Below are 11,592 nucleotides of genomic sequence, written 5' to 3' on the forward strand. Positions count from 1 at the left end.
GCACCACGGCCCGGCCCCGGGAGAGACTCCATGGACCTCCAGGAATACATCGCCACCGGCACCGAATTCAGTGAACTACTCGCTGCCGTCGATACGCTTCCCGACGTCACCGTCACGAAGAAAGCATCCCGGTACGTCGTATTCCAGGCGTACGAAAATGATGTCGCATCATTGCGGGAACAACTCGGCGACAGATACACGATCGCGCCCAACGCGAATTTGAGACCACTTGACGAATAGCGCTGGTGGCCCTCTCCCGAGGCGCCACCAGCGACGCACGCCTCATGCTGGGAGGAACGGATGCCCGACTCCGAAGGCCGCCGCGGATCGACAGCCCGCAGCCACTCGACCGCCGCGTCCACCACCGCGTCCACCGCAATACCGGAATCTCACGAAATTCCCGTCGGCGTCCAACCGACCGCCCAATACCTGATCGCGCCCCGGTCCCGGGCCAACGCCCACCAGCTGGGGGTGCAGCCGCTGTCGGCCGGCATGCTGAACGCCGCGGTGCAGGGCCTCGACGTGGTCCGCCGGATCCAGCGCCCGCACGCCACCCTCGCCACCCTCGGCGTGGGGCAGGGCGACGCCACCGACATCCTGGTGGCCAACATGGAGCCGGAGCACGCGCAGCTGATCGCGGCCACCGCACCGCAGCTCGTGGTCGGGCACAACAGCGCGCTGACCTACGGCGGCGGCCCCGCCCTGATGCAGGACGCCTCGGTGTTCGGCATGTTCCCGGCGGCCGCCGTGAAACCCAAGGAGATCCGCTTCAAGGTGCTCGGCGAGAACGACCGGCCGCTCGACGGCGCCGTCGTCACCCTGACCGGCGACACCGTGCCCAGCCAGGGCACCACGAACTCCAAGGGCGAGGTCAGCCTGGACCTGTACACGCTGCACGACCGGCCGGCCCGGTCGCTGTTCGTGATGCGCCCGGGCGGTTACTGGGACCTCTACCTGACCGAGCCGGTCGTCTCCGACGCCGCGGTCAACGTGGTGCGGCTGCGCGGCTACGCCGAGACGATCAGCGGGTTCCCGCGCGGCTTCCAGCACGGCTGGGGGCAGCGGCTGATGGGCCTCGACCGGCTCGGGCCGAACCTGCGCGGCGAAGGCGTCAAGGTGGCCATCATCGACTCCGGCGCGGACAACACCCACCCGCTGCTCAGCCACCTGAAGATCGGTCGCGACTTCACCGACGGCAACACCACGGCCTGGAGCAACGACCTGGTCGGGCACGGCTCGCACTGCGCCGGGGTGATCGGCGCCCGGTCCGAGGACCAGCTGCGCGGCTTCGTCCCGGAGGCCGAGATCCACGTGCTGAAGGTGTTCCCGGGCGGCCGGTACGACAGCCTGATCGACGCGCTGGACTACTGCATCGACCACCACATCGACGTGGTCAACATGAGCCTCGGCGGCGACACCGAGATCAACGCGGTGGTCGAGGAGACGCTGACCGCCGCGGTCAACGCCGGGGTGGCCTGCATCGTCGCCGCCGGCAACTCCGGTGACGCGGTCAAATACCCGGCCCGCTCGCCGTACTCGTTCGCCGTCTCCGCGGTCGGCAGCATCGGCGAGGTGCAACCGAACAGCTGGGACCGGTCGAACCTGCGCCCGCAGTTCCTGGCCGCGGACGGGATCTTCTCGCCGGCGTTCACCTGCTTCGGCCCGGAGGTCGCGGTCTGCGCCCCCGGCGTGGCGATCATCTCCACCGTCCCGGGCGGCAACTTCGAGTCCCAGTCCGGCACGTCGATGGCAGCGCCGCACGTCACCGGCCTGGCCGCGCTGCTGCTCGCGCACCACCCGGTCTTCCGCCAGACCTTCGCGGCCCGCGGCCCGGCCCGCGTCGCCGGCCTGTTCAGCATGATCCGCTCGCTGTGCGCGCCGTACGGATTCGGCCCCACCCGGGTCGGCGCCGGCATGCCCACCCTGGCGCCGGTGGCGAACATGCTGATCCCCGCCGGCCAGCAGGACCAGCCGGGCTCGTCCGGCGCCGCGGCCACACCGGGCACGGCGGGCACTTCCGGCGTCGCCGGCGCACCCGGCATCGTCGGCACCCCCGGCCTGCCCGGCTTCGCTCCCGGCCTGACCCCGGTCCCGGCCTCCGCCGTGGGCGGCATCATGGCCCCGCAGGCGGCCGGCCCGATGGCCGCGGGCTTCATGCCGTTCGCGGCCGTCCCCGGCCTGGTCCCGGTCCCGGTCGCCCCCGGCGCCTGGCCGTATCCGCACCAGCAGCCCCCGGTCAACTGGATCCTGGCCCAGGCCGGAATCCACTACTGACCGCCCCACCACTGACCGCCCCACCACTGACCGCTACTCCCTACTGACTGCTTCGCACTCCCGGGCGCGGGCCCTCACGGCCCGCGCCCACCCCTTTCCGGTACGTCCTCCGCCCGCCCTTCGCCACCTCACCGCTCACCGCTTCCCACGCCGCTCGACAACTCACCGCGCGGCGCCCTCGCCGCGGCACCGGCCACATCTCGCCGCACGCGGCCCCTTCCCCAAGCCTCACCGCGCGCGATTTTCTCCCCGGTTGCACCTGACCTGGAGCGGTTGGTATCTCTCGGCTTTCCGTGTCGCTGAGATGGGTGAACCCCGATGGGACGACTTGATCACCCAGCCTTCGCTCAGCTATGGCCCAGTCGGCTGGGAACGCTCCCATTCTGTGCCGGGGATCTCGGAAAGCGCTCTCCGCCGTGCTATAAAGGCGGCGGCCCCAACGCGCGCGGCTCCGGTCCAGCAGCGGGCCCCGGTCGCAGGTCCGCGCGGGCCTTCCGGCCGCGCGGCATTGCCCGGCTCCCAGGCCGGGCGAGGCATCGCACACGGGGGGATGCCTCGCCCACCGAACCGGATCCGATGGCCGCCCGTCTCCGCGGGCGGCCATCACACTCTTCGCGGCTCCGGATGGGCGGATGGGGACGGCTCGGGCCGGTGGCGGCGTCTGGTGGGACCGTCAGTGGCGGACGGCGTTGAGCAGGGCCTCCAGCATCGCCTTGTAGGCGGCCGGGGTGACGATCGGGATGCCGTACTGGCGGGCCAGTTTCGCGGTGCCGGACATCGAGTCGGGGTCGGCGGCGACCAGCAGGCGGGTCTGCTTGGTGACCTTGCGGGCGGTCCGCAGGCCGTGGGTCAGGGCGTCGACCTCCAGGTGCTCGCGGGGCGGGTGCAGGTTGCCGGTGAAGACCACCTGGTCGCCCGGGCTCAGCTGCCACCGGGTGACCTTCCCGGCCGGTCGCTCGGCCGCCTCGGTGAGGGCGCGGTCCACGTCGGCGCTGGTCAGCCCGAGGAGCTCGGCGACACCGTCCAGATCCAGGCGTTCCGCGCGGGTCAGCACCTGGTCGGCCAGCGCCACCACGGCCAGCCCGGAGAGGTACCGGTGGTGCAGCGCCTCGACGTCGGCCCGGGACAGGCCGAGCCGCCCGGCGGCGTCGACCAGCTGGTCCGCCTCGCTGGCGGAGATGTGCCGGTCCAGCAGCACGCCGTCGAGCAGGGCCGAATAGGCGTCCGCCGCCGGGTTCAGCTGGCGGGGCAGCCGATCGACGAGACGGGTGAGGAAATGCGGTTCCCGTTCCGGGGAGCGGCCCCGGGTGACCGGGGCGACGCCGGTCTCCGGCAGGTCCGGCCAGCTCGCCCGCCGGGCCTGGTCGACCAGCTCGGCCCAGGGCGGCGGGTCACCGGCCCGCTCCAGGTAATAGGTGAGCAGCTCGGCGGCGGCCCGGGCGCCGTGCAGCGCGGAGTACTCCCGGTGCGGGGCCAGGCCGGCGGCGGCGCGGCAGGCGGAGAGGCTGCGCGAGGCGGTCGGCAGGAAGTGGCCGGCCAGGCGCATCGTGCACAGGCCACGGTCGTCGCCGACCGGCACGGTCGCGCCCAGCTTGCCGAACTCGGCGGTGAGGAAGCCGGCGTCGAAGAGGAGGTTGTGCGCGACCAGGACCTGGCCGGCCAGCCGGGCGGCGACCTGGCCGGCCAGGTCGGCGAAGAGCGGGGCGCGGCGGGCCTCGGCGCCGCTGATGCCGTGCAGCTCCTGCGGACCGAGGTCGCGGTCCGGGTTGACCAGGGTGCACCACTCGTCCAGCACCTTGCCGGACCGGTCCAGCCGGACGATCGCGATCTCCACGATGCGGTCGTGCCAGGTGGTCTTGGTGCCGGTGGTCTGCAGGTCGACGACGGCGTACATGGGAACGAAAGTAGGCGACCGCTCCGCCGCGCCGCCAGCCGGTCCGGGCGGGAGCCTGCCGGCGCCACGGCCGGGACGTCCCGCCGTGCGGCCCCCGGTGGCACGGGACGGGACCGGTCGGGGCCGGGGCGGGACGGAGGCGTACCGGAAAATGGTCTTGATTTTCGCGGTGAGCGGGCGGCGAATCGTGGGCAGGATGCAGCTATGGCTTCTGGGGAGTTCACGCGCGACCAGCGCTACATCGCGACCCGCATCACGGCGGACGGGCGGGACGGCTATCCGGTCGAGCCGGGGCGATATCGGCTGGTGGTGAGCCGGGCGTGCCCGTGGGCGAACCGGGCGATCATCGTGCGCCGGCTGCTCGGGCTGGAGGACGTGCTGTCGATGGGCGTCGCCGGGCCGACCCACGACGAGCGGAGCTGGACCTTCGATCTGGACCCGGGCGGGCGCGATCCGGTGCTCGGGATCGAGCGGCTGCAGGAGGCGTTCTTCCGGCGGTTCCCCGGCTACCAGCGGGGGATCACGGTGCCGGCGATCGTGGACGTGCCGTCCGGTGCCGTGGTCACCAACGACTTCGCGCAGATCACCATCGATCTGTCGACCGAGTGGACGAGACATCACCGGCCGGGGGCGCCGCGGCTCTACCCGGCGGAGCTGCGGGCCGAGATCGACGAGGTCAACTCGGTGGTCTACGCGGACGTGAACAACGGGGTCTACCGGGCCGGGTTCGCGACCTCGCAGGAAGCCTACGAGAAGGCCTACCACCGGCTGTTCGAGCGGCTGGACTGGCTGTCGGCGCGGCTGGCGGGGCAGCGCTATCTGGTCGGCGAGACGATCACCGAGGCGGACGTGCGGCTGTTCACCACGCTGGCCCGGTTCGACGCGGTCTATCACGGACACTTCAAGTGCAACCGGTCGAAGCTGAGCGAGATGCCGGTGTTGTGGGCCTACGCGCGGGACCTGTTCCAGACGCCGGGCTTCGGGGACACGATCGATTTCGTGCACATCAAGCGGCACTACTACGAGGTGCACCGGATGATCAACCCGACCGGGGTAGTGCCGGCCGGGCCGGATCCGCGGGGCTGGCTGACGCCGCACGGGCGGGAGGCGCTGGGCGGGCGGCCGTTCGGGGACGGCACTCCCCCGCCGCCGCCCAGCCCCGCGGAGACGGTGCTGCCCGGCCACGGAGCGGCCGGGAGCTGATCAGCGGGCCCGAGCGCGCTCCAGCCAGCGGCGCGGGACGCCGATGTCGAAGTGGTCGGCTTTGAGCAGGGACATCTTCATCGCCCGGTCGCGGATCAGGGCGTCGAAGGCGGACACCGTCTCGGCGGTGAACGACCCGGCGGTGTGCCGGCGGAGCGAGCCCTCGGCGATCTCCACCCGCCACCGGGTGACGCCGTCGAGGACGATGTGGACCTTGCCGTCGGTCGAGGCGCCCGCGCAGAGCAGGGACCGGACGCGCTGATCGAACTCCTGGTCGCGGAAGTCACGGAACTCGTCGCGGCCCTGCTCCGCCTCCTCGCGGCTCTGGCCCAGCGACATCCGGAGGATCTCCTGGCGCTGCCGGGTCCAGGCCACCCAGGTGGTGGTGCCCAGCGCGGACAGCTGCTGGGCCAGGCCGTGCTCGTCGTACCACTCGAAGCGGCGCGGCTGGAAGCTCAGGTCCAGCCGGTTCTCCCCGGTGACGGTGGCGCGGACGGCGCCATCGGGTGACGTGCCGGTCACCGTCATGGTGCGCAGCTGCTCGCCCAGATCCGCCTCGCCGTACCACATGATGGGCACCCCGTTCCCGCTGTCCGAAAGGCCGACGCATAGACGCAGGACAACGTACCGTAGCCGGTTGTGGTAGACACTCCGTCGTGATGAAGACGTGCGTCGCCGCCGTCGTGGCCCTGGCGGTGCCGGTGGTCGCGGCGCCGGCGCCGGCGCTCGCGGAGACCGCCGGCGCGGCGCCGGCCCTGGTCGCCGGCCAGGGGGCGCCCGGGTTCGCCGGCGACGGCGGACCGGCCGTGCGGGCGAAGCTGAACAAGCCGATGACCGCGGCCCTCGCCGCCGACGGCACGCTCTACGTGACCGACACGCTGAACCACCGGGTGCGCGCGGTGGCACCGGACGGCACCATCCGCACGGTCGCCGGCAACGGCGGGCAGACCGCCCCGGCGGGCCCGATCCCGGCCGGCACCCGGGGCACCGGCATCGCCCTGGGCTTCCCGGGCGGCGTCGCGACCGGCCCCGGCGGCACCGTCTTCATCAGCGACAGCACGGTCTCCCGGGTCTACGCGCTGGCCGCCGACGGCAGCATCACGGTGCGGGCCGACGCCACCACGCTGGGCGGCCCGATCGCCACCATCAACGCGCTCACGGTGACCGGCGACGGCACGCTCTACCTGGCCGACCGGGAGAACAACCGGGTCGTCGAGCTGCCCGCCGCGGCCGGCAGCCGGCCGGTCTCCACCCCGGTCCCGCTGCCCACCGGTCTGGCCGCGGACGGCGCCGGCGACGTGTGGATCTCCAGTGCCGGGTTCCGGCTGAGCCGGTTGCACGACGGGAAGGTGGCGTCGATCGTCAGCCCGTCCGGCGACACCTGGACCGCCGACGAGGCCCGCCCGGACACCCAGCTGTTCGCGGTCACCACGGTCAGCGCCGGCCAGGACGGCGTCTACGTCGTCGACGACCAGGAGCGCGCGGTGCGCCGGCTGGGCACGGACGGCACGGTGGCCGTGGTGGCCGACCTGCCGGTGGAGCCGTTCGGCGCCCGCGACCCGGTGACCCTGGCGGCCGCGGCGGCCCCGGGCAAGCCGCTCTACCTGGTCGACATGGTGGGCAGCCGGGTCTTCGCCACGCCGGTCACCGTGGCCGGGGCGGACGGCGGGGACGACGCGACCACCAGGTGGCTGCTGGTCTTCGGCGGGGCGGCGCTGGTCGTACTCCTAGGGGTTGTCGTCTGGGTTGTCCGCCGCCGGCGGATCTGAGGAAACGGGGGACCGATGGCAAACGAGGTGACCGGTGGCGACCTGTTCGCGCTGTGGCGGACCTCCGAGGTGAACCTGCCCCGGGTCGCGGACGTCTTCTACGACGCGAACCGGCTGCTCGGCGGCTCGCAGGGCGGCGCCGGCTCGTTCCGGGTGAACGGACCGGCCTATCCCGGCGCCAGCGTGATGGCCAGCGGCATCGGCGGCGCCTGGGAGACCCTGCGCACCGAGCTGCAGTCGATGATGGAGCAGGTCGGCACCGCCGTGCTGGACGCGGCGCAGGGGGTCCGCACCGCGACCCAGGCCTACCTCGACGTGGACGCCGCGAACGCCGCGCTGCTCCAGCAGTACCTGGACGATCCGATCAACCACGACAAGACGGACCCGGCCTCCAACCCGCCGATTCCCGGCTCGAACGAGGATCCCGGCCGGCCCTACCCGGCCGCCTGACCCCGGAACCGGCGAAGAAGGAGGCAAGGTGGCAGAGGTCGACCTGACGACGCCGGCCGACGTGGCCGGCGAGGCCTACGCGACGGCGGTGCGCACCAAGTCGCTGAAACTCAAGCAGGAGCTGATCCGGCAGACGCTGGAGGACTCCGCGTCGTGGACCCGGGCGGTCAACGACAAGTGGGCCAACGACCACCCCGGCGAGTGGGACGGCCTGCCGATTCCGCCGGAGGAGATCCAGCAGTACCGGCAGCGGGTGCAGACCGAGGACTACGAGTGGGTGGTGCCGTCCTTCGAGCGCTACCTGGAGCCGGACCCGGACAAGCTCACCCCGATCATCGACGCGCTGGCCAAGGTCGAGGCGATGCTGCAGGGCCGGGCCGACCAGGAGGGCGGCTGGACCGGCTCGTCACCGGCGCTGCAGCGGATCAACGACGTGCGCGCCGACATGACGCTGTGGGAGGGCGCGTTCAAGGAGAACTTCGTCGACCGGTTCCTCACCCCGCTCGGGAACGTGGTGCCCAACCAGCGTGAGGTCATCGCCCTGTCCCGGGAGCAGCTGGAGGGCGCGAAGATCATCCACATCCGGTTCCGCAAGTCGGTGCTGTCCATGCTGGACAACGGGATCAAGGCGGTCCAGCAGCTCAGCAACAGCGCCTGCAAGGGCTCCGACGTGCTGAAATGGGGCAGCATCGCGCTCTGCGTGGTGGGCACCATCGGCGGCGGGATGACCCTCGGCGTCGGGGCGGCGGCGGCCGCGGTGGCGATCGACGTGCTCGGCACGGTGGCCGGCGGCCTGGTGCCCAGCGACAAGGAGGCCACCAAGCTGGACCTCGCCGCGAACACCGCGACCGAGGTGGCCGGCAAGATCCTGTCGGCGCAGAGCGCGCTGGACAACGACACGTACTCCCAGGAGGAGATCGTGACGACGGCGCTGCGCAGCCTTTACTCGATCGTGTCGACGGAGCGGCAGCCGACGCGGACGTCGAACCGGTCGACGGCTTTCGGCGTGGCGACGCCGGCCCTGGCCGACGCGACGCCGGGGCAGATCACCGGAGGCTCCTTCCGGCCGCGGCATTGATCCTCCACCGCAGGTCCGCGGTGGTCACCACGCGGCGCGGGCCTTGACCCGTCGGGACCGCGGTTTTGTCGTACCTCCGGCCTAGGGTCGTCACGTGCCCATGGAACGCTGGTCCGTCGCCCAGGCCGAGTCGCTCGCCCCCGACCCGGCCGCGCTGAAACGCGCCCGAAGTGTGTCCGGGCAGTTCGCCGCCACCGGCACCGTCGACGACGTCGTCTGGGGCCTGGTCCGCGGCTATCAGGTGGCCGCCGACCTGGCCGGTCCCGCGTTCAAGTGCTCCTGCCCGAGCTTCCGGGCACCCTGCAAACACGCCGTCGGCCTGGTGCTGCGCTGGGCCGAGGCGGGCACCGGCGACGCCCCGCCGCCGGACTGGGTGACCGCCTGGCAGACCGCCCGCGCCGCCCGGGCCAAGGCGCGGAGTTCGCCGCCCGATCCGGTCGCCGCGGCGAAACGCGCCCGGGAGCGCGCCGAGCGGGTCGCCGGCGGTCTCACCGAGCTGCGCCGCTGGCTCGACGACCAGGTCGAGCAGGGCCTGGCCGGGTTGGGCCGGCGCGGTCACCAGGCCTTCGAGCCGATGGCCGCGCGACTGGTCGACGCGCAGGCGCCCGGCGCGGCCGGCGCGGTCCGCCGGCTCGGCGGGATCGCCGGCATCGGCCCGCAGTGGGCCGACCGGCTGCTCGGCGAGCTGGCCATGCTGCACCTGCTGGTCGCCGGCCACGACCGGCTCGGCACGCTCGACCCGGCGACCGCGGCCACCGTCCGCTCCCGGATCGGGTTCCCCACCCCGGCCGAGGAGGTGCTGGCCGGGCCCCGGGTCACCGACCGCTGGCAGGTGCTCGGCCGGTTCGACACCGACGACGGCGCGCTGACCACCCGGCGCACCTGGCTGCACGGGTCCGCGACGGCGCGGTTCGCCCTGGTGCTGTCGTTCGCCGCGCCCGGCCAGTCGCTCGCCGCCGACCTGGTCCCGGGCACCGAGTTCCGCGGCGACCTGTGCTTCTACCCGGGCGCCGCGCCGCTGCGCGCGCTGGTTGCCGACCGCGCGAGCGCGGCCGAGCCGTTCGGCTCGCCGGAGGGCGGCGGGTCGGTGCGCGCCGCTCTCTCCCGCTTCGCCGAGCTGCTGGCCGACGACCCTTTCCGGTACGACGGTCCGGTGCTCCTCGCCGACGTCGTCCCGACCGGCGACGGCTGGCTGGTGGACCCGGCCGGCGACGCGTTGCCGCTGGCCGCCGGGCACCGCGAGCCGTGGTGGCTGCTCGCCGCCGCGGGTGGCCGGCCGGCCGCGGTGGCCGCCGAGTGGTCCCCGGCCGGGCTGCGCCCGCTGGCCGCCTGGGTGGACGGGGCGTTCGTGCCGGCCGGGCCACCGGTCCCCGATCCGGGCGCCCCGCGGGCCACCGAGCTGCCTCCGGAGATGCTGGCCGCCGCCCTGGTCGGCACCGCCCGGCGGCCCTGGCAGGCCGAGTCGGTGCGGGTCGGCACGGCGGTCGCCGAGCTGGGCCCGTCCGCGCTGCTCGACGCGGCCGCGGTCGCCCTGACCACCCGGCGGGCCGGCGCCACCCCGGACGTGACCCGGGTGCCGGTCGAGCCGGCCCCGGCCGAGACCGACCCGCCGCTGCCGGCCGCCGCCGGCGCGCGGCTGGCCCGCATCCTGCGCGGTGGCGCCCCCGGCGGCGCGCACCTGGAGCAGGAGCTGCTGGCCCAGTGGCTGGCCGCCGCGGTGGCCCGGGGCGGCGTGGTGCCGCCCGCGCTGCTCCCGGCGCTGCTCGACGCGGCCCGGCGCACCACCACGGTGCGCTCCGACGTGGCCCGGGTCGCCGGGCGGCGTGGCGCCTGGCTGGCCTGGCAGCGCCCGGACTGGGGCTGGCTGCTCGACGAGGCCACCCCGGTCACCGTCGCCGACTGGACCACCGCCACCGGCACCGAGCGCCTCGGTCACCTGATCACCCTGCGGCGCACCGATCCGGCCCAGGCCCGCCGGCTGGTGGCGAGCACCTGGGGCGCCGACTCCTCGGAGAACCGCGCCCGGTTCCTGGCCACCTTCGCCGACGGCCTCTCCCCGGACGACGAGGAGCTGCTGGAGCACGCGCTGGACGACCGCCGCAAGGAGGTCCGGCAGACCGCCGTCGACCTGCTGCGCCGGCTGCCGGTCTCGGCGCTCGGCGCCCGGATGCGGGAGCGGGCGCACGCCGCCGTCCGGCTGGCGCCCGGCGAGCCGGCCCGGCTGATCGTCCAGCCGCCCGACCGGCTCGACGACGACCTGCGCCGGGACGGCGTCGGCGCCACCCCGGCACACGGCGCCGGGGCCGGCGCCTGGCTGCTGGAGGAGGTGCTGGCCGGCGCCCCGCTGGCCTCGTGGACCGATCTCGAGCCGGCCGGCTACCTGGCGCTGGCCAGGGCGAACGACTGGGCCACCGCGCTGCTGCACGGCTGGGCCAAAGCGGCCGTCGCGCAGAGCGACGCCCGCTGGGCGGCCGCGCTGCTGGCCACCGACGCCGGCGTGCTGCGCGAGGCGGTCCGCTGGGACCTGCACCTGGTGCTGCCCCCGGACACGCTGGCCCGGCTGGCCGCCGAGGCGCTGCGCACCGAGGACGGCTCGGCGCACCGGCTGCTCGGACTGCACCCCGGGCCGTGGCCGGAGCGGCTGAGCGTGACCGTGCTGGAGACGATCGCCACCCGGGCGCGGACCGACCGGCACACCTGGCAGCTCGGCGAGCTGTGCCGGACCGCCGCCCTGGCGATGCCCCCGGAGTACGCGGATCTCACCGGCCGGCTCGCCGCGCAGCTGGAGCCGGAGGTCGACGCCGGCCGGGTCCGCCCGATCGCCGACCTGGCCCGCACCCTGGCCTTCCGAGCCGAGATGCGGGCCGAGCTGGCGCCGGAAAATGTCACACCCAGGCAGTAGCTTGCCTAGACGAGCCACCTTC

At 74.0% G+C, this 11,592-nt stretch carries 9 protein-coding genes; 7 read left to right on the forward strand and 2 right to left on the reverse strand.

Going from position 1 to position 11,592, the window contains the following annotated elements:
- Positions 1 to 30: 30 nt before the first annotated feature.
- Positions 31 to 240 carry a hypothetical protein gene (locus tag BJY16_RS45680; protein ID WP_185046065.1) on the forward strand — a complete coding sequence of 70 codons (210 nt, stop codon included), beginning with the start codon at positions 31 to 33 and terminating at the stop codon, positions 238 to 240.
- Between the two features lie 60 nt (positions 241 to 300).
- Entirely contained in the window at positions 301 to 2,274 is a 1,974-nt protein-coding gene (locus tag BJY16_RS45685; RefSeq protein ID WP_185046066.1) for a S8 family serine peptidase, read from the forward strand.
- 673 nt (positions 2,275 to 2,947) lie between these two features.
- Here the strand turns inward: BJY16_RS45685 and BJY16_RS45690 are convergent.
- Positions 2,948 to 4,168: an exonuclease domain-containing protein gene (locus BJY16_RS45690; protein WP_185046067.1), complete on the reverse strand. Its 1,221-nt coding sequence runs from the start codon at positions 4,166 to 4,168 to the stop codon at positions 2,948 to 2,950.
- 204 nt (positions 4,169 to 4,372) lie between these two features.
- On the opposite strand from BJY16_RS45690, the gene BJY16_RS45695 reads away from it, so the two are divergent.
- Positions 4,373 to 5,371, forward strand: a complete 999-nt coding sequence (locus BJY16_RS45695; RefSeq protein ID WP_185046068.1) for a glutathione S-transferase family protein — start codon at positions 4,373 to 4,375, stop codon at positions 5,369 to 5,371.
- Here the strand turns inward: BJY16_RS45695 and BJY16_RS45700 are convergent, their stop codons facing one another.
- Complete coding sequence (locus tag BJY16_RS45700) at positions 5,372 to 5,941, reverse strand: YbaB/EbfC family nucleoid-associated protein (RefSeq protein ID WP_185046069.1); 570 nt, start codon at positions 5,939 to 5,941, stop codon at positions 5,372 to 5,374.
- Positions 5,942 to 6,030: 89 nt separating this feature from the next.
- Between BJY16_RS45700 and BJY16_RS45705 the strand changes: the two genes are divergently transcribed.
- From BJY16_RS45705 to BJY16_RS45720, 4 genes are all read left to right on the forward strand, one after another.
- Entirely contained in the window at positions 6,031 to 7,140 is a 1,110-nt protein-coding gene (locus tag BJY16_RS45705; protein WP_185046070.1) for an NHL repeat-containing protein, read from the forward strand.
- A gap of 15 nt (positions 7,141 to 7,155) precedes the next feature.
- The gene (locus tag BJY16_RS45710) at positions 7,156 to 7,590 is read left to right on the forward strand and encodes a hypothetical protein (RefSeq protein ID WP_185046071.1); all 435 of its coding nucleotides are present in this window, start codon (positions 7,156 to 7,158) and stop codon (positions 7,588 to 7,590) included.
- Between the two features lie 28 nt (positions 7,591 to 7,618).
- Positions 7,619 to 8,668, forward strand: a complete 1,050-nt coding sequence (locus BJY16_RS45715; RefSeq protein ID WP_185046072.1) for a hypothetical protein — start codon at positions 7,619 to 7,621, stop codon at positions 8,666 to 8,668.
- A gap of 100 nt (positions 8,669 to 8,768) precedes the next feature.
- Positions 8,769 to 11,570, forward strand: coding sequence for an SWIM zinc finger family protein (locus BJY16_RS45720; RefSeq protein ID WP_221503473.1), 2,802 nt, complete (start codon positions 8,769 to 8,771; stop codon positions 11,568 to 11,570).
- Positions 11,571 to 11,592: the final 22 nt, after the last annotated feature.

Source organism: Actinoplanes octamycinicus (assembly GCF_014205225.1).
Taxonomy (GTDB): Bacteria; Actinomycetota; Actinomycetes; order Mycobacteriales; family Micromonosporaceae; genus Actinoplanes; species Actinoplanes octamycinicus.

Bases quoted from the DNA above. Each gene is read 5' to 3' on its own strand.
- BJY16_RS45680 (WP_185046065.1), top strand. From the start codon at position 31: ATGGACCTCCAGGAATACATCGCCACCGGCACCGAATTCAGTGAACTA.
- BJY16_RS45685 (WP_185046066.1), top strand. From the start codon at position 301: ATGCCCGACTCCGAAGGCCGCCGCGGATCGACAGCCCGCAGCCACTCG.
- BJY16_RS45690 (WP_185046067.1), bottom strand. From the start codon at position 4,168: ATGTACGCCGTCGTCGACCTGCAGACCACCGGCACCAAGACCACCTGG.
- BJY16_RS45695 (WP_185046068.1), top strand. From the start codon at position 4,373: ATGGCTTCTGGGGAGTTCACGCGCGACCAGCGCTACATCGCGACCCGC.
- BJY16_RS45700 (WP_185046069.1), bottom strand. From the start codon at position 5,941: ATGTGGTACGGCGAGGCGGATCTGGGCGAGCAGCTGCGCACCATGACG.
- BJY16_RS45705 (WP_185046070.1), top strand. From the start codon at position 6,031: ATGAAGACGTGCGTCGCCGCCGTCGTGGCCCTGGCGGTGCCGGTGGTC.
- BJY16_RS45710 (WP_185046071.1), top strand. From the start codon at position 7,156: ATGGCAAACGAGGTGACCGGTGGCGACCTGTTCGCGCTGTGGCGGACC.
- BJY16_RS45720 (WP_221503473.1), top strand. From the start codon at position 8,769: ATGGAACGCTGGTCCGTCGCCCAGGCCGAGTCGCTCGCCCCCGACCCG.